This is a genomic window from Pseudomonas sp. MYb541 (genome assembly GCF_037479595.1).
Classification (GTDB): Bacteria; Pseudomonadota; Gammaproteobacteria; order Pseudomonadales; family Pseudomonadaceae; genus Aquipseudomonas; species Aquipseudomonas canadensis.
Window position 1 is genome coordinate 24,656 of the sequence record NZ_JBBGYS010000058.1, and the last position, 17,404, is coordinate 42,059.

The window sequence follows — 17,404 nt, forward strand, 5'->3', positions numbered from 1 at the left end:
TCCGAAAAACAATGAAACGCAGCAAATAGCCGAAAGTTCAGCCAGCCGTGCAGGCAAATGTAATGGAATGTTGTAGGAAACCATAATCACGCATCAGCGATACAAACCCGGGGTATGGCAGGCGGAATCGCTCTTTAGACTACCGAACCTAAATGAGAGTAATTGTAATTTAGCCATTAAGGTCGTTCGCGATGCCATTGCCCACCCTTCGTCGCCACACACTCCACACAATCCTCTCGCGCACGCTCGGCGTGCTGTTTGCCGCGCTGGTCCTTGGCCACGCTGAAACTGCTGCCGCCCATGAAGTCACCGACGTGCTGGGCCGCAAGGTCGAAGTGGCTGACACCGTAAAGCGCGTTGTCCTAGGTGAAGGCCGACTGATTTCGGCGTTTGCGTTGCTGGACAAGGACGCGCCCTTCCAGCGCATCGTCGGCTGGCAGAACGATTTGCGCCTGCTCGACCAACACACCTACAACGCCTACGTGGCGAAATTTCCCACAGTGAAAGACATCCCGCTGATCGGGCAAGCGTCGGAACAAAGCGTCAGCGCCGAGGAAATCCTCTCGCTGAAACCTGACCTGGCAGTGTTCAGCATTTCCGGTCACGGCCCGACCGAACACAGTCCGGTCGCCGATGTGCTGGCCAAGGCGGGCATTCCGGTGGTGTTCGTCGACTTCCGCATCAACCCGGTGCAGGGCACTCACACCAGCATGACCGCGCTGGGCCAGGCATTGGGGCGTGAAGCCCAGGCCAAGGCGTTCCTGGATTTCTATGACCAGCACATCAAGGTGATCACCGATGCGGTCGCCACCTTGCCGGCGGGGCCGCGCCCGAGTGTGTTCCTCGAACTGCTGGCCGGCGTTTGGCAAGCGCCGGGGCATACCACCGGCAAGAGTGGCATGGGCGAACTGATCGCACTGGTCGGCGGGCGCAATATCGCCGCTGGCGTGGTGCCGGGTGCGCTGGGCGATATCAGCGTCGAGTACGCGCTCAAGGCCGACCCGGATGTGTATATAGCCACCGGCAACCGCAAGCCCGGCTTGATCCTGGGCGCGGGTGTTGGCGCAGATGAAGCCCACGAGGCGCTGGACCGGGTATTGGCGCGTCCCGAATTCGCCAATCTTCGTGCAATCCGCGAGGGCAATGCCCACGGCCTGTGGCATGACTTCTATAACTCACCGTACAACCTGCTGGCGATTGAATCGTTGGCCAAATGGGTGCATCCAGAACTGTTCGCCAAGCTGGATCCGCAGGCGACCATGAACCAGATCAACGCGCAATTCCTGGGGATGCCGTTGCAGGGTGCCTATTGGATCGACACCTCTAAATGACCACCCAAGCCCTCGACCTTGCCAGCGCCACCCACGGCTACCGTCGCCTGTTGGCGCGGCGCGCCTGGCTGCTGGGCCTGCTCGGTACGGCGCTGGTGTGCGCCATCCTCGTGGACCTTGCCAGCGGTCCCTCGGGTATGGGCCTGCTGGCCTTGCTCGACGGTATCCTGCACCCGTCGCATCTGAGCGCCACCGACCAAGTAATCATCTGGAACGTGCGCCTACCCTATGCACTCATGGCAGTGCTGGTGGGCTGCGCGCTGTCATTGGCCGGGGCCGAGATGCAGGCGATCCTGAACAACCCGCTGGCCAGCCCGTTCACCCTGGGCGTGTCGTCGGCCGCAGCGCTGGGCGCGTCCCTGGTGATTGTGTTTCCGGTGACGACGCTGTGGGTGTCGGCCAATACGGCGATTTCCCTCTCAGCCTTCATCTTCGCCGCGGCTTCGGTGTTCTTGCTGCAAGCCATGTCGCGTTTGCGCGGCGCCGGGGTGGAAAGCCTGGTGCTGTTCGGCATCGCCCTGGTGTTCAGTTGCAACGCGGTAGTGGCGCTGCTGCAACTGGTGGCCACCGAAGACGTGTTGCAACAGCTGGTGTTCTGGACGTTGGGCAGTGTGACCCGCGCCAACTGGGACAAGCTCGGCATCCTGGCGCTGGTGGTCGCGGTAGTGCTGCCGTTTTCCTTTGCCGCCGCACCGCGCCTGACCCTGTTGCGCATGGGTGAGGACCGTGCGCAAAGCTTTGGCGTGGACGTGAAGCGCCTGCGGTTTTTCTCACTGCTGCGCATCAGCCTGCTGTCGGCCACCGCCGTGGCCTTTGTGGGCACAATCGGGTTTATCGGCCTGGTCGGTCCGCATATCGCGCGGATCCTGGTGGGCGAAGATCAACGTTTCCTGTTGCCGGCCAGCGCCTTGACTGGCGCGTTGCTGCTGTCGCTGTCGTCGATTGCCAGCAAGTTGATCATGCCCGGCGTGATTGTGCCGGTGGGCATCGTCACCGCGTTGGTGGGCGTGCCGATTTTCGTGGTGCTGGTGTTCAAGCGGGGGAGGCAGTTATGAGCGAAGGTTTGAGCATACACAACGCCCAGGTGAGTTACGGGCGCCGGCAGATCGTGCACGACCTTAGCCTGCCCACCCTGCCCCACGGCAGCCTGACCGCTCTGATCGGCCCCAACGGCGCGGGCAAGTCCACCCTGCTGCGTGCCGTGGCCGGGCTGGAAAAGATGCAAGGCGTTGTACGATTGGGTGACCTTGACCTGTCGGCCATGTCTGTCGCCGAGCGCGCGCGGCGCGTGACCTACATGCCGCAGAACCTGCCGCCAGGCTTGAGCCTCAGCGTGATGGAAAGTGTGATCGCCGCCCTGCGCGTGGCGAATGTCGAGGGCATCCCGCTGTCCAGCGACGCCTGCCTGCGTGAAGCCTTCGACGCCTTGCAACGCATTGGCATCGCACATTTGGCTGATCAACTGTTGAGCACGCTCTCCGGTGGCCAACGCCAATTGGTCAGCCTCGCCCAACTCATCGCGCGTCGCCCGCAGGTGATGCTGCTGGACGAACCCACCAGCGCCCTCGACCTCAATTACCAACTGAAAGTCATGGATTGCGTGCGTGATTTGGTGCGCGAACACAACCTGATTGCCGTAGTGGTGCTGCACGACATCAACCTCGCCGCACGCTTCGCCGACCATATTGCCGTGCTGCGCCAGGGACGCTTGTATGCCAGCGGTGCAGCGGACGACGTGCTTAACCCACTGCTGTTTGCCGAGGTGTATCGCGTGCGGGCACGCATCGAGCGCTGTTCGCAGCGCACCGTGCAGGTGTTGGTGGACGGCGCCTTTTAATTTGCTTCTAAGGGTATGCGCAAATGTTTCATTGAATTTTCGCACACCCAACATTACCTATACCTACAGGCATTCGCTCAAGCATCACCACTTTTGGAGAGCTTCATGATCGACCTGTATTACTGGACTACCCCCAACGGTCACAAAGTATCGCTGTTCCTGGAAGAAGCCGGCCTGCCCTATAAGGTGCACCCGATCAATATCGGCCAGGGCGAACAGTTCAAGCCTGACTTCCTGAAGATCGCTCCCAACAACCGCATTCCAGCCATCGTCGATCAGGATCCGACCGACGGTGGCGCGCCGATTTCGCTGTTCGAATCCGGCGCCATCCTGTTGTACCTCGCGGAAAAAACCGGCCAGTTCCTTCCAAAAGACCTGCGCGGTCGCCAGGAAGCGCTGCAATGGCTGTTCTGGCAAATGGGCGGCCTGGGGCCAATGGCGGGTCAGAATCATCACTTCAGCCAGTTCGCACCGGAGAAAATCCCCTACGCGATCAAGCGTTATGTGGACGAAACCGCCCGCCTTTACGGCGTGCTCGACCGTCGTCTGGCAGATCGTGCATTCGTGGCGGGTGAGGCCTACAGCATTGCCGACATGGCGATCTACCCGTGGATCGTTTCCCACAAGTGGCAGAGCCAACGCCTGGAAGATTTCCCACATCTGCATCGCTGGTTCAACAGCATCAAGGAGCGGCCGGCAACAGTGCGCGCGTATGAGCTGGTACAGAAAGTGAACCCGCCCAAATCCTGAGTTTAAGTCGTACGCGGTCAAACTGTGGGAGCGGGCTTGCTCGCGAAGTCGGTGTGTCGGTCGACGTATTCAGTGACTGAAACTCCGCGTTCGCGAGCAAGCCCGCTCCCACATTGTTTTGCATAAGACTCAAGATCTAACGGTTAACCCAAACTCCTGCTTGCGTCGTTTCGCCGCGCTCACTAACGTAGCGCCTTTACTGACGCTACCCCCGCAGGAGCTTTGCCATGGCCTCGCCAGCCCTCTCACATTTTCTTCCCCGGTTCGGCGTTGCCGCGGCAGTGGCCAGTGCGTTAAGCCTGGCCGGTTGCCAGCTCCAGAGCACCCAGGACACCCTGCCCCCGGTCGCCGGCGTGCAGCCGATCAAAGGCCTGGCACAGAATGTGTCCGTGCGCCGCAATGCCCAAGGCATGCCGCTGATCGAAAGCAACACCTTCCATGACGCGCTGTTCAGCCTCGGTTATGTGCACGCCAGTGACCGCATCACGCAGATGGTCACCCTGCGCCTGCTGGCCCAGGGCCGCCTGGCGGAAATGTCCGGGCCCGAGGTGCTGGATGTCGACCGGTTCATGCGCGCGGTCAACCTGAAAAAAAGCGCCGGCGAGTTGTATAACGCGTCGAGCCCGCGCCTCAAACGCTTCTTCGAAGTGTATGCGCGTGGCGTCAATGCCTACCTGTTCCGCTACCGCGACAAGCTGCCGCCGGACCTGGCCCAGACCGGCTACAAGCCCGAATACTGGAAGCCGGAAGATTCGGCACTGTTGTTCTGCCTGCTGAATTTCAGCGAATCGGCCAACCTGCAGGAAGAAATTGCCTCCCTGGTGCTGGCGCAGAAAGTCGGCGTCGACAAACTCGCCTGGCTCACGCCCAGCGCACCGGATGAAGCGATCCCGCTGGCCGAGGCCGAGAAACTCAAGGGCGTGAACCTGGGCCAGATCACCGGTCTCGCCGGCCTGGATACGGTCAGCCAACAACTGAGCAGTCTCAATTCACTGGCAGTCACTACCTCGAGCAACTGGGCCATCGGCCCGCAACGCAGCCGCAGCGGTAAGAGCCTGTTGGCAGGCGACCTCGCCGCCCAGCCGCAAGCGCCGTCGCCGTGGAGCTATGTGCAGATACGTGCGCCGAAATACCAGGCCGTGGGCGCCTCGATTGCTGGCTTGCCGACGCTGTTGTCCGGTTTTAACGGCAAGGTCGCGTGGAGCATGAGCACGGTCAAGGGCGACACCCAGGACCTGTTCCTGGAAAAGCTCAAACGCCAGGGCAGCGCGTTGTACTACGAGAACAACGGCAAATGGCTACCCGCCGGTGTGCGAAACGAAACCTTCTTCGTCAAAGGCCAACGCTCGATTCGCGAAGTGGTGTACGAAACCCGTCACGGCGCCCTGCTCAACAGCAGCCAGGCGCTGACCACCGGCCTGGGTTTGGCGCTGCAAACCGCCGACTTCAAGGACGACAAGAGCCTGGACGCGTTCTTCGACCTGTCCCGCGCCCAAAACGCGGGCAAGGCCTCGGACGCCACCCGCGAGATACGCGCCATTGCGCTGAACATGATCTTCGCCGACGCCAGCAATATTGGCTGGCAAGTCACCGGGCGCTTCCCCAACCGCCGTGAAGGTGAGGGCCTGCTGCCGTCGCCGGGCTGGGACACGCGTTTTGACTGGGACGGTTACGCCGAGGCGATGCTGCACCCGTATGACCAGGACCCGGCTCAAGGCTGGATCGGCACCGCCAACCAGCGCACCGCGCCGCGCGGTTATGGCATGCAACTGTCCAACTCCTGGGATGCCCCGGAGCGCAGCGAGCGCCTGGCGCAACTGGCCAATGCCGGCAAGCATGACAGCCGCAGCATGATTGCCATGCAGTACGACCAGACCACCACCTTCGCTGCCAAGCTCAAGACCCTGTTCCAGGCACCGGGCATGGCCCAGCCGCTGAAACAGGCGATTGACGCGCTGCCGGCGGCCGAACAGCTCAAGGCACGTGAAGCACTGGGCCGCCTGATGGCCTTTGATGGCCGCTTGGTATCCACCTCCGCCGACGCGGCGATCTATGAACTGTTCCTGCAGGAAAGCACCAAACAGATCTTCCTCGACGAACTCGGCCCGGAAAACAGTGCCAGCTGGAAGGCGTTTGTCAGCAATGCCAACCTGTCCTACGCCGCCCAGGCCGACCACTTGCTGGGTCGCGAAGACAGCCCATTCTGGGATGACGTGCGCACCCCGCAGAAAGAAGACAAACCGGCGATCCTCGCCCGCAGCCTGGCCGCCGCGATCAGCGCGGGTGAGAGTCAATTGGGTGCCGATCACAAGGCCTGGCAGTGGGGCAAGTTGCATACCACCACCTGGAAAAACACCAACGGCCAGGTGATTCGCGGTCCGCTGGCGTCCGGTGGCGACCACAACACCCTGAACCCAGCGCCGTACAGCTGGGGCCAGGACTTCACCACCACCCAGGTCCCGGCGCTGCGCATGATCGTCGACTTTGGCCAGGTGGAGCCGATGATGGGCCAGGGCGGCATCGGCCAGTCCGGCAACCCGGCCAGCCCGAACTATGCCAATGGCATCGACCCCTCGCTCAAGGCGCAATACCTGAGCTTCCCGATGCAGCCGCAGAACTTCGAGAAGGTGTATGGGAAGGCTCGGTTGACCCTGACACCGGGCAAATAATCCGGCAAGTGTGGGGCGGGCTTTTACTGTGGTGAGCGGGCTTGCCCCAACAAGCCCGCTCACTACAATAGTTAATCGAACTTCTCATCGCCCGCCCGCCTCCTACCTGATAAGCCCATCGCCCCCGGCACGCCCATGGACCTTGTCATCGCCCGCCCCGAAGGCCTCTACTGCCCCGCCGGAGATTTCTACATCGACCCCTGGCGCCCGGTGGAGCGCTCGGTCATCACCCACGCCCATGGCGACCACGCCCGCACCGGCAACCAGCACTACCTGGCGGCAGCCCCCGGCGAAGGCATCCTGCGTTCACGGCTGGGCCAGGACATCAACCTGCAGACCCTGGCCTACGGCGAGCCACTGGTTCACCACGGCGTCACCTTGAGTTTTCACCCCGCAGGGCATGTCTTGGGTTCGGCCCAGGTGCGCCTGGAATACCGGGGCGAAGTCTGGGTCGCGTCCGGTGACTACAAAGTCGAGCCCGACGGCACCTGCGCGCCCTTCGAACCGGTGCGCTGCCACACCTTTATCACCGAGTCGACCTTCGGCCTGCCGATCTACCGCTGGCAGCCCCAGGCGCAGATCTTCGCCGGGATCAACGATTGGTGGCAGGCGAATATCGCCGTCGGCAAAGCCAGCGTGTTGTTCTGTTATTCCTTCGGCAAGGCCCAGCGCATCCTGCACGGCATCGACGCCAGCATCGGCCCGATCCTCAGCCATGGCGCGGTCGAGCCGTTGAACCGGGTGTACCGCGAGGCCGGTATCTATATTCCTGAAACCCTCTACGCCGGTGACTTCAAGAAAACCGACCCGCTGCTGCGCCAGGCCTTGATTATCGCCCCACCCTCGGCCGGCGGCAGCAGTTGGATCAAGCGCTTCGGCGACTACAGCGACGCCTTCGCCAGCGGCTGGATGCGCCTACGCGGCACCCGACGCAGGCGCGGCGTGGACCGAGGTTTTGTGCTATCGGACCACGCCGATTGGCCCGGCCTGTTGTGGGCCATTGAGCAAACCGGCGCCGAGCGGGTGATGGTTACCCACGGGTCTGTCGGCGTATTGGTACGCCATCTGCGGGAAAAAGGCCTGGATGCCCAGGGCTTCACCACTGAATACGGTGACGACGAAGAAGAGGCCAGCGCATGAAGGCCTTTGCCGAGCTGTACGCCAACCTTGACGCTACCACCTCCAGCAACGCCAAGCTGGCCGCGCTGCAGGCCTACTTCCGCGATGCTGCGCCGGAAGATGCGGCCTGGGCCGTGTATTTCCTTTCCGGCGGACGCCCTCGGCAACTGGTACCGACGCGCCTGCTGCGGGACATGGCCACTGAAGCATCAGGTATCGAGCCGTGGTTGTTTGAAGAAAGCTACCAATCAGTGGGCGATCTGGCAGAAACCATTTCCCTGCTGCTGCCGGAATCTACCTACACCTCGGAGGACGGCCTGGCGGTGTGGCTGGAGGAAAAACTCCTGCCCCTGCGTGGCTTGCCGCCATTGGAATTGGCCGAACGTCTACCTGCGTTATGGGCGCAACTGGATCAACCCAGCCTGATGGTCTGCATCAAGTTGATCACCGGCAGCTTCCGCGTGGGCGTGTCCAAGCTACTGGTCACCCGCGCCCTCGCCGCAATGGCCGATCTGGACAGCAAGCGTGTGGCGCAACGCCTAGTGGGCTACACCGATCTGTCTAACCGTCCTACGCCGGAGGGTTATCTCAAGCTCATCGCCGCCGAATCGCCCGACGAACATGCGCAACGCGGCGGGCAGCCTTATCCGTTTTTTCTCGCCCATGGTTTGGCGCAACCAGTGGAGCAATTCAACGATTTGCTTGGCTCTCCCGCCGACTGGCAAGTGGAATGGAAGTGGGATGGCATCCGCGCGCAGCTGGTGAAACGTGACGGCCGCCTGTGGATCTGGTCCCGTGGCGAAGAATTGGTGACTGAGCGCTTCCCCGAACTGCATAGCTTGGTAAGCGGCTTGCCCGACGGCACGGTGATCGATGGCGAAATCGTGGTGTGGAAAGACGCGGTGCAACCGTTCGCGCTGCTCCAACAACGGATTGGGCGCAAGACCCTGAGCAAAAAAGTGCTGGAGGACGCTCCGGTTGCGGTGCTGGCCTACGACCTGCTGGAACATCAGGGCGACGATTGGCGCAACCACACCCAGGCTGAGCGTCGCACGCAACTTAAGCAGGTAATTGCCCAGTGCAACCAGCCGGTATTACTGGCGTCTCCCCTGTTGACCGGTGCAACCTGGGAAGACCTGGCCGAACAACGCGAAGCCTCGCGCAGCCTCGGTGTGGAAGGCATGATGCTTAAAGCACGCGACGGCCTGTACGGCGTCGGCCGCACCAAGGACATGGGCGTGTGGTGGAAGTGGAAGGTCGACCCGTTCAGCGTCGACGCGGTGTTGATTTACGCCCAACGCGGTCATGGCAGGCGCGCGAGCCTGTACAGCGACTACACCTTCGCCGTATGGGACGGCCCGGCCGGCAGCGAACGCACGCTGGTGCCCTTTGCCAAGGCCTACTCCGGCCTGACCGACGAAGAAATGCGCAAGGTCGATGCGATTGTGCGCAAGACCACGGTGGAAAAGTTCGGCCCGGTGAGCAGTGTCACGCCGAGCATGGTGTTCGAACTGGGGTTTGAGGGGATTGCTCTGTCCAAGCGGCACAAGAGCGGGATTGCGGTGCGATTTCCGCGGATGTTGCGGTGGCGGCAGGATAAAACCGTGGAAGACGCTGACAACCTTGCCACCCTGCAGGACCTGCTGACCTGATTCCTTGGTTAAAAATGGCACAAATCCTTGTGGGAGCTGGCTTGCCTGCGATGGCGGCGTGTCAGTGAAAAATGAATTCGCTGATCCACCGCCATCGCAGGCAAGCCAGCTCCCACATTATTGATCTGCGCCAGAACCAAATTGGTGCACTGTTTTTTGCGCGCCCATTTTCGGGCATCTCCTACACTCAGCTCTCCCTTGTCCCACCTTTTAAAACGCTCATTCGGAACTATGGTGCAGAAATTGCTACTTGTGATCCGTCTGACACCGTTCAGTAACAGTCCTAAACGCGCCACAAGCGCTTATCTTGGTTTCCAGGGATTACATAATGAAAAAAGCATTGCTGACCCTTTCTGCACTGGCTCTGTGCATGGCCGCAGGTACCGCGCTGGCCAAGGAATACAAGGAACTGCGTTTTGGTGTCGATCCGTCCTACGCGCCGTTCGAATCCAAGGCCGCCGACGGCAGCCTGGTGGGCTTCGATATCGACCTGGGCAATGCGATCTGCGCCGAGCTGAAAGTGAAGTGCAAGTGGGTTGAAAGTGACTTCGACGGCATGATTCCGGGCCTCAAAGCCAACAAGTTCGACGGCGTGATTTCGTCCATGACCGTGACCCCGGTGCGTGAAAAGGCCATCGACTTCTCCAGTGAACTGTTCTCCGGCCCTACCTCGCTGGTATTCAAGAAAGGCGCAGGCTACTCGACACCTGAGTCCCTCAAGGGCAAGTCCGTGGGCTACGAGCAAGGCACCATCCAGGAAGCCTATGCCAAGGCCGTATTGGATAAAGCCGGTGTGACCACCAAGGCCTACGCCAACCAGGACCAGGTGTACGCCGACCTGACCTCCGGCCGTCTCGACGCGTCCGTGCAGGACATGTTGCAGGCTGAATTGGGCTTCCTGAAGTCGCCGGCCGGTGCCGGTTATGAAGTCAGCGCGGCCATCGACGACCCGTTGCTGCCGTCGAAAACCGCCGTCGGTATCAAAAAAGGTAACACTGAACTGAAGGCGCTTTTGGATAAAGGTATCAAAGCGTTACACGATGATGGCACCTACGCCACCATCCAGAAGAAACACTTTGGCGATCTGAACCTGTACAGCGGCAAATAATGCCTGGAGCGCCCTTCCCCGGAGGGGCGCTTTTTTATCGCCATAGGTCCTGATTTATGTTCGAAGAATTATTGCAAACCCTCGGGTTGAGCGCGCTCAGCTTGAAGGGTTTCGGCCCGCTGTTGCTGCAAGGCACCTGGATGACCATCAAGTTGTCGGTGCTGTCCCTGGCCGTCAGCGTGTTGCTGGGCCTGCTCGGCGCCAGCGCCAAACTCTCCAGCCTGCCCTTCCTGCGCATTCCCGCCCAGCTCTACACCACGTTGATTCGCGGTGTACCCGACCTGGTGCTGATGCTGCTGATTTTCTACAGCCTGCAAACCTGGCTGACCGGCTTGACCGACTTCATGGAGTGGGAATACATCGAGATCGACCCCTTCAGCGCCGGGGTGATCACCCTCGGTTTTATCTACGGTGCGTACTTCACCGAGACCTTTCGCGGCGCGATCCTCGCGGTGCCCCGTGGCCAACTGGAAGCCGCCACGGCCTATGGCCTCAAGCGCGGCCAGCGGTTTCGCTACGTGACCTTCCCGCAGATGATGCGCTTTGCCCTGCCGGGAATCGGCAATAACTGGATGGTGATGCTCAAGGCTACGGCCCTGGTGTCGATCATCGGCCTGGCCGACCTGGTCAAGGCTGCCCAGGATGCCGGCAAGAGCACCTATCAGTTGTTTTACTTTTTGGTCCTCGCGGCGTTGATCTACCTGTTGATCACCAGCGCGTCCAACTTCGTCCTGCGCCGCCTTGAACGTCGCTACTCCGCGGGTGCCCGGGAGGCCGTGCGATGATCGAACTCTTGCAGGAATACTGGCGCCCCTTCCTTTATAGCGACGGCCAGCACATCACCGGCCTGGCCATGACGATGTGGTTGCTCACTGCCGCGCTGGTCATCGGTTTTCTGGTGTCGATCCCGTTGTCCATCGCCCGTGTGTCGCGCAAGCGCCTGGTGCGTTGGCCGGTGCAGTTCTACACCTACCTGTTCCGGGGCACGCCGCTCTATATCCAGCTGCTGATCTGCTACACCGGCATCTACAGCCTCGCCGCCGTGCGCGAACAACCGTTGCTGGATGCGTTCTTTCGCGACGCGATGAACTGCACCATCCTGGCCTTCGCCCTCAACACCTGCGCGTACACCACGGAGATTTTCGCCGGGGCGATCCGCAGCATGGCCCATGGCGAAGTCGAAGCGGCCAAGGCCTACGGCTTGAGCGGCTGGAAGTTGTACGCCTATGTGATCATGCCGTCAGCGTTGCGTCGTTCGCTGCCCTACTACAGCAATGAAGTGATCCTGATGCTGCACTCGACCACGGTGGCCTTCACCGCGACGATCCCCGACATCCTCAAAGTGGCGCGGGATGCCAACTCGGCCACCTTCATGACCTTTCAATCATTCGGTATCGCTGCGCTGATCTACCTGACCGTGACCTTTGCCCTGGTCGGTCTGTTCCGCTTGGCGGAGCGTCGTTGGCTGGCCTTCCTCGGGCCGAGTCATTAAGGAGTTTTTATGCGTCATCAGGTTCATGAACTGATCGCGCCGGTGCCAGGGACGGCGCGGCAGATTCACAGTTTTCACTTCGGCCCGGAACAGGCCGAAGGCAAGATCTATATCCAGTCGTCGCTGCATGCCGATGAACTGCCCGGCATGCTGGTGGCTTGGCACCTCAAAGTACGCCTGGCTGAACTGGCGGCGGCCGGTCGCCTGCGCAGCGAGATTGTGCTGGTGCCCATCGCCAACCCGGTGGGCCTGGAACAGGTGCTGATGGATATCCCGCTGGGCCGCTACGAGCTGGAAAGCGGGCAGAACTTCAATCGCCTGTTTGTCGACCTCAGTGAGGCGGTGGGTAATCAAGTCGAGGAGCTGCTTGGGGACGATCCCCAGCACAACGTCGAGTTGATCCGCGCCGCACTGTCTACCGCCCTCGCTGCGCAAAGCGCTGAGACCCAACTGCAATCCCAGCGCCTGGTGCTGCAACGCCTGGCGTGCGATGCCGACATGGTGCTGGACCTGCATTGCGACTTTGAAGCCGTGGCGCACCTGTACACCACACCCGAGGCCTGGCCGCAGGTGGAACCGTTGGCGCGTTACATCGGTTCGGAGGCCAATCTGCTGGCGACCGACTCCGGCGGGCAATCCTTCGATGAGTGTTTCACCCTGGTGTGGTGGCAGTTGCAGCAACGCTTCGGCGAGCGCTTCCCGATCCCCATGGGCAGCTTTTCGGTGACCGTCGAACTGCGTGGCCAGGGCGACGTCAATCACGGCTTGGCCGCCCTCGACTGCCAGGCGATCATCGATTACCTGATCCACTTCGGCGCCATTGCCGGGGAAGCCGCACCACTGCCCGACCTGCCCTACCCGGCCACACCGCTGGCAGGCGTTGAGCCGGTGGCGACGCCCATGGGCGGCCTGCTGGTATTCCGCGCCTTGCCCGGTGAATACCTGGACGCCGGACAACTGATCGCTGAAATCATCGATCCCATTTCCGACCGCGTGACGCCCGTGCATTGTCGCAATGCCGGCCTGCTTTACGCCCGTTCGCTGCGCCGCATGGCCACTGCCGGGATGGTCATCGCCCATGTCGCCGGCACCGAGGCCTACCGCAGCGGCTATCTACTTTCGCCTTGAGGATGCACGCCCCATGTACAAATTGACCGTTGAAGGCCTGCATAAAAGCTATGGCGACAATGAGGTGCTCAAAGGTGTTTCGCTCAAGGCCAAGACCGGTGACGTGATCAGCTTGATCGGCGCCAGCGGCTCGGGCAAGAGCACCTTTTTGCGCTGCATCAACTTCCTGGAAACGCCCAACGACGGCGCCATGACCCTCGACGGCCAGCCGATCCGCATGGTCAGTGACCGCCACGGCATGCGCGTGGCCGATGACGCCGAATTACAGCGCCTGCGCACGCGCCTGGCGATGGTGTTCCAGCACTTCAACCTGTGGAGCCACATGAGCGTGCTGGAAAACATCACCATGGCCCCGCGCCGGGTACTGGGTTGCAGCAAGAAGGACGCCGAGGACCGTGCCCGTCGTTATCTGGATAAAGTCGGCCTCCCTGCACGCGTGGCCGATCAGTACCCGGCGTTCCTCTCCGGCGGCCAGCAACAGCGCGTCGCCATCGCCCGCGCCTTGGCCATGGAGCCGGAGGTGATGCTGTTCGACGAACCCACCTCGGCCCTCGACCCGGAGCTGGTGGGCGAAGTGTTGAAGGTGATTCAGGGTTTGGCCGAGGAAGGCCGCACCATGATCATGGTGACCCACGAAATGAGCTTTGCACGCAAGGTGTCGAGCCAGGTGTTGTTCCTGCACCAGGGCCTGGTGGAAGAGCAAGGTGTGCCGGAAGACGTGCTGGGCAATCCGAAGAGCGAGCGTTTGCAGCAGTTTTTGAGTGGCAATTTGAAGTAAACCTTTGGCCGCTCTGGAGGGTCTGTGGAATAGGCCTTCCAGAGTGTCAGCCGCCCCATGGCAAAACCCACCGATTTCGCCAAACACTGGTTTGCCGCCAAAGGCTGGAAGCCGTTTGCCTTCCAGAAAGAGGTGTGGGCGGCGGTCAAGAGCGGCCAATCGGGGCTGCTGCATGCCAGCACCGGTGCGGGTAAAACCTATGCGCTGTGGTTCGCCGCCCTCAATCGCTTCGCCATCACTCGCCCACCTGTAACCGCTAAACGCAAACCGCCCGCTGAGCCGCTGACGGTGCTGTGGATCACGCCCATGCGCGCGCTGGCCGCCGACACCGCCCGCGCCCTTGAAGCCCCGCTTGAGGCGTTGCAGATTCCCTGGAGTGTCGGCCTGCGCACCGGTGACACCAGCAACAGCGAGCGCGCACGCCAGACCCGCCGCCAGCCCACCGCATTGGTCACCACCCCGGAAAGCCTGACGCTGATGCTGGCGCGTGCCGACAGCGAAGTGAGCCTGGCGCATCTGCGCATGGTGGTGGTGGATGAATGGCATGAGCTGATCGGCAATAAGCGCGGCGTGCAGTTGCAACTGGCCTTGGCGCGCCTGCGGCGCTGGCATCCCGAATTGATGGTCTGGGGGATTTCGGCGACCTTGGGTAACCAATCCCACGCACTGGAGGTGTTGGTTCCACAAGGCGACGGGATCAACGTGCAGGGGCAGACGGCTAAACAGTTAGTCATCGACACCTTATTGCCCCCCGTGACCGAACGCTTTCCGTGGGCCGGGCATATTGGTTTGAAGATGCTGCCCCAGGTGGTGGCGGAAGTGGACGCCAGCAGCAGTTGCCTGGTGTTTACCAATACGCGGGCGCAGTCGGAGATTTGGTTCCAGGCATTGCTGGACGCCCGCCCCGATTGGGCTGGGGTGATTGCGCTGCACCATGGTTCGCTGTCCCGAGAGACCCGTGACTGGGTGGAACGAGCCTTGAAAGACGGCCAGCTCAAAGCGGTGGTGTGCACCTCAAGCCTGGACCTGGGGGTGGACTTCCTGCCGGTGGAGCGGGTGTTGCAGATCGGTTCGGCCAAAGGCATAGCGCGGCTGATGCAGCGCGCCGGGCGTTCGGGGCATGCGCCGGGACGGCCGTCGAGGGTGACATTGGTGCCGACCCATAGCCTTGAGCTGGTTGAAGCCGCCGCCGCCCAGGATGCGATCGCGCAACGGCGTATCGAAGCGCGGGAATCGCCGTACAAGCCTTTGGATGTACTCGTACAGCACTTGGTCAGCATGGCATTGGGGGGTGGCTTCACGCCCGAGGCCTTGCTGTCGGAAGTGCGCGGCGCCTGGGCCTACCACGACCTGACGGATGAAGACTGGGCCTGGGCCCTGGGTTTCGTGCGGCATGGTGGGCTGTCGCTGACGGCCTATCCGGACTATCGCCGCGTGGAACCGGACGAGCACGGCATCTGGCGTGTCCCGGATGCCCGGCTGGCGCGGCGCCATCGAATGAGCGTGGGCACCATCGTCAGTGATGCGAGCATCCACTTGAAATTCTGGAGCAAGGGCGGTGGCGGCAAGAACCTGGGCAGTGTCGAGGAGGGGTTTATTGCGCGGCTAAAGCCGGGAGATGGCTTCCTGTTTGCCGGCCGCCTGCTGGAGTTGGTGCGCGTGGAAAATATGACCGCTTATGTACGTCGCAGCACTGCCAAGAAAGCCGCCGTGCCGCGCTGGAATGGCGGGCGCATGCCGCTTTCCAATGAGCTGGCGCAAGCGGTGGTGGAACGCTTTGATGCAGCGGCCCATGGCCGCTTCGAGGGCCCGGAGATGCAAGCGGTGCAACCTTTGTTGCAAACGCAGTTACGCTGGTCCGGCTTGCCGACGCGCGAACATCTGCTGGCAGAGGCGCTGAAGTCACGGGAAGGCTGGCACCTGTTCCTCTATCCCTTTGCCGGGCGCCAAGTGCACCTGGGTTTGGCGAGCCTGCTGGCGTGGCGTGTGAGTCAACAGCAGGCAGTGACATTTTCGATCGCAGTCAATGATTACGGGCTGGAGTTATTGAGTGCCACTGCAATGGACTGGCCGGCATTGCTGAATGATGCGCTACTGAGCCCTGAACATTTGCGGGAAGACGTGGCAGCCAGCCTGAATGCCGGGGAGCTGGCGCTGCGCCGCTTCCGTGAGATCGCTCGCATTGCCGGGCTGGTGTTTGCCGGCTATCCGGGTGCACCAAAAAGTACGCGGCAAGTGCAGGCCTCCAGCGGTTTGTTCTTTGAGGTGTTCAAGCAGTACGACCCGCAGAATCTGTTGCTGACTCAGGCAGGCGAAGAAGTCTTACGCGATGAGCTGGATATTCGTCGGCTGGAAGAGACGTTGCGTCATCTTTGCGCGCTGAAACTGGACTTGCATCCGATCAAACGACCTACGCCCCTGGCCTTCCCATTGCTAGTTGAACGGATGCGCGAAAGCCTGAGTTCGGAAAAACTCTCGGAACGCATCGCACGCATGGTCAAGGACTTGGAAAAAGTCGCGGATAACGGGAAGCGCTGATGGTGTGCACGGTGAGGCTGGAGGGTGAAGAGCTGTGGTTACTGGCGGACAAGGCGGTCTACTGGCCTGCACGCCAATGCCTGATGATCGCCGATGCGCATTTCGGCAAAGCCTCGGCGTATCGCAGCCTGGGGCAACCGGTGCCGCAAGGCACCACCACCGAGAACTTGCAGCGCCTGGACCGGTTGCTCTCAGCGCTACCCTGCGCTCAGGTGATCTTCCTCGGCGATTTCCTGCACGGCCCGGGATCGCACGCCAGTGGCACGCTGGGCGCATTAAGAAGCTGGCGAGCGCTTAATCCTGACCTGCCCATGACCTTGATTCGTGGCAATCACGATAAACGCGCGGGGGACCCGCCGGAGGACTTGAGGATAGACGTGGTCACGGAGCCGCTGCTGATAGGCCCTTTTGCCTTGCAGCACGAACCTGACGCCCACCCCAGCCACCACGTGCTGGCGGGGCATGTGCATCCGGTGTATCGGTTACGCGGCAAGGGACGACAGAGCTTAAGGCTGCCGTGCTTTGTGATCGGTGCCCGAGTGAGCCTGCTGCCGGCGTTCGGTGCATTTACCGGAGGGCATAGAGTGGAACAGGACAATGACCGCCGAATCTATGTGATTGGCGATCATGACGTCTGGCCAGTGGGTTAGGGATCAGGCAACCGGCGCGGGTGGCGGCTCGTCCGGCAGGGTCGGCTCGCCAGGCTCGGTCGGTTGGGGGTAATCCGGCTCGGGTTGACCGGGGATGCCGCCCGCATAAGCAGGGTCGGCCATCAGGGACCAGGCCAGAACGCCAATCTGATTGGGTTCAAGCCGGGCAAGTTCTGCGCTTATTCGCGGGTCGAGCTTCATAAAGTACTCCTCAAGCGTGGCGCGGGGGGGGGGGGTTGGGGGCCCGGGGGGGGCGGAACAGGAATTAGGTGGGTGTTTGTGTGTATATAGTTTATAGTTATGGTGGGGTGTTTAGAGAAGGGGGGGGGGGGGGGGCCGGCGCGGGCTGCCG

16 protein-coding genes are annotated in these 17,404 nt (G+C 61.7%); 15 read left to right on the forward strand and 1 reads right to left on the reverse strand.

From position 1 onward, the window contains the following. Positions 1 to 191 precede the first annotated feature (191 nt). The 15 genes from WH299_RS26870 (at position 192) to pdeM (ending at position 17,052) form a co-directional block, all read left to right on the forward strand. A complete protein-coding gene (locus WH299_RS26870; protein WP_122724698.1) occupies positions 192 to 1,331 on the forward strand; it encodes an ABC transporter substrate-binding protein in 1,140 nt (379 codons plus the stop codon). Then, positions 1,328 to 2,386 (forward strand): FecCD family ABC transporter permease, encoded by a 1,059-nt coding sequence (locus WH299_RS26875; protein WP_122724695.1) that lies wholly within the window; start codon positions 1,328 to 1,330, stop codon positions 2,384 to 2,386. The genes WH299_RS26870 and WH299_RS26875 overlap by 4 nt, the downstream gene beginning before the upstream one ends. Beyond that, a complete protein-coding gene (locus WH299_RS26880; RefSeq protein ID WP_339551804.1) occupies positions 2,383 to 3,168 on the forward strand; it encodes an ABC transporter ATP-binding protein in 786 nt (261 codons plus the stop codon). Before WH299_RS26875 ends, WH299_RS26880 begins: the two co-directional genes overlap by 4 nt. Before the next feature lie 105 nt (positions 3,169 to 3,273). Beyond that, complete coding sequence (locus tag WH299_RS26885) at positions 3,274 to 3,918, forward strand: glutathione S-transferase N-terminal domain-containing protein (RefSeq protein WP_126569966.1); 645 nt, start codon at positions 3,274 to 3,276, stop codon at positions 3,916 to 3,918. Between the two features lie 227 nt (positions 3,919 to 4,145). Next, the gene (locus WH299_RS26890) at positions 4,146 to 6,587 is read left to right on the forward strand and encodes a penicillin acylase family protein (RefSeq protein ID WP_339551806.1); all 2,442 of its coding nucleotides are present in this window, start codon (positions 4,146 to 4,148) and stop codon (positions 6,585 to 6,587) included. A gap of 135 nt (positions 6,588 to 6,722) precedes the next feature. Continuing rightward, a complete protein-coding gene (locus WH299_RS26895; protein ID WP_122724686.1) occupies positions 6,723 to 7,727 on the forward strand; it encodes a ligase-associated DNA damage response exonuclease in 1,005 nt (334 codons plus the stop codon). After that, on the forward strand, positions 7,724 to 9,358 hold the full coding sequence (locus tag WH299_RS26900) for an ATP-dependent DNA ligase (protein ID WP_339551808.1): 1,635 nt from the start codon (positions 7,724 to 7,726) through the stop codon (positions 9,356 to 9,358). The genes WH299_RS26895 and WH299_RS26900 overlap by 4 nt, the downstream gene beginning before the upstream one ends. A 71-nt stretch (positions 9,359 to 9,429) precedes the next feature. Continuing rightward, on the forward strand, positions 9,430 to 9,636 hold the full coding sequence (locus tag WH299_RS26905) for a hypothetical protein (protein WP_339551810.1): 207 nt from the start codon (positions 9,430 to 9,432) through the stop codon (positions 9,634 to 9,636). Between the two features lie 50 nt (positions 9,637 to 9,686). Then, entirely contained in the window at positions 9,687 to 10,466 is a 780-nt protein-coding gene (locus tag WH299_RS26910; RefSeq protein ID WP_016975034.1) for a transporter substrate-binding domain-containing protein, read from the forward strand. Positions 10,467 to 10,522: 56 nt separating this feature from the next. Beyond that, entirely contained in the window at positions 10,523 to 11,251 is a 729-nt protein-coding gene (locus tag WH299_RS26915; protein ID WP_010212412.1) for an ABC transporter permease, read from the forward strand. Continuing rightward, on the forward strand, positions 11,248 to 11,958 hold the full coding sequence (locus tag WH299_RS26920; RefSeq protein WP_028619222.1) for an ABC transporter permease: 711 nt from the start codon (positions 11,248 to 11,250) through the stop codon (positions 11,956 to 11,958). Before WH299_RS26915 ends, WH299_RS26920 begins: the two co-directional genes overlap by 4 nt. 9 nt (positions 11,959 to 11,967) lie before the next feature. Next, entirely contained in the window at positions 11,968 to 13,086 is a 1,119-nt protein-coding gene (locus tag WH299_RS26925; protein ID WP_123476517.1) for a succinylglutamate desuccinylase/aspartoacylase family protein, read from the forward strand. A gap of 13 nt (positions 13,087 to 13,099) precedes the next feature. After that, complete coding sequence (locus WH299_RS26930; RefSeq protein WP_123476519.1) at positions 13,100 to 13,864, forward strand: ABC transporter ATP-binding protein; 765 nt, start codon at positions 13,100 to 13,102, stop codon at positions 13,862 to 13,864. A 57-nt stretch (positions 13,865 to 13,921) separates the two neighbouring features. Continuing rightward, positions 13,922 to 16,402: a ligase-associated DNA damage response DEXH box helicase gene (locus WH299_RS26935; protein WP_339551812.1), complete on the forward strand. Its 2,481-nt coding sequence runs from the start codon at positions 13,922 to 13,924 to the stop codon at positions 16,400 to 16,402. Further along, positions 16,402 to 17,052: a ligase-associated DNA damage response endonuclease PdeM gene (pdeM, locus tag WH299_RS26940; RefSeq protein ID WP_339551814.1), complete on the forward strand. Its 651-nt coding sequence runs from the start codon at positions 16,402 to 16,404 to the stop codon at positions 17,050 to 17,052. Before WH299_RS26935 ends, pdeM begins: the two co-directional genes overlap by 1 nt. Before the next feature lie 3 nt (positions 17,053 to 17,055). On the opposite strand, the gene WH299_RS26945 is transcribed toward pdeM, so the two are convergent. Continuing rightward, a complete protein-coding gene (locus WH299_RS26945; protein WP_016976883.1) occupies positions 17,056 to 17,253 on the reverse strand; it encodes a hypothetical protein in 198 nt (65 codons plus the stop codon). Positions 17,254 to 17,404: the final 151 nt, after the last annotated feature.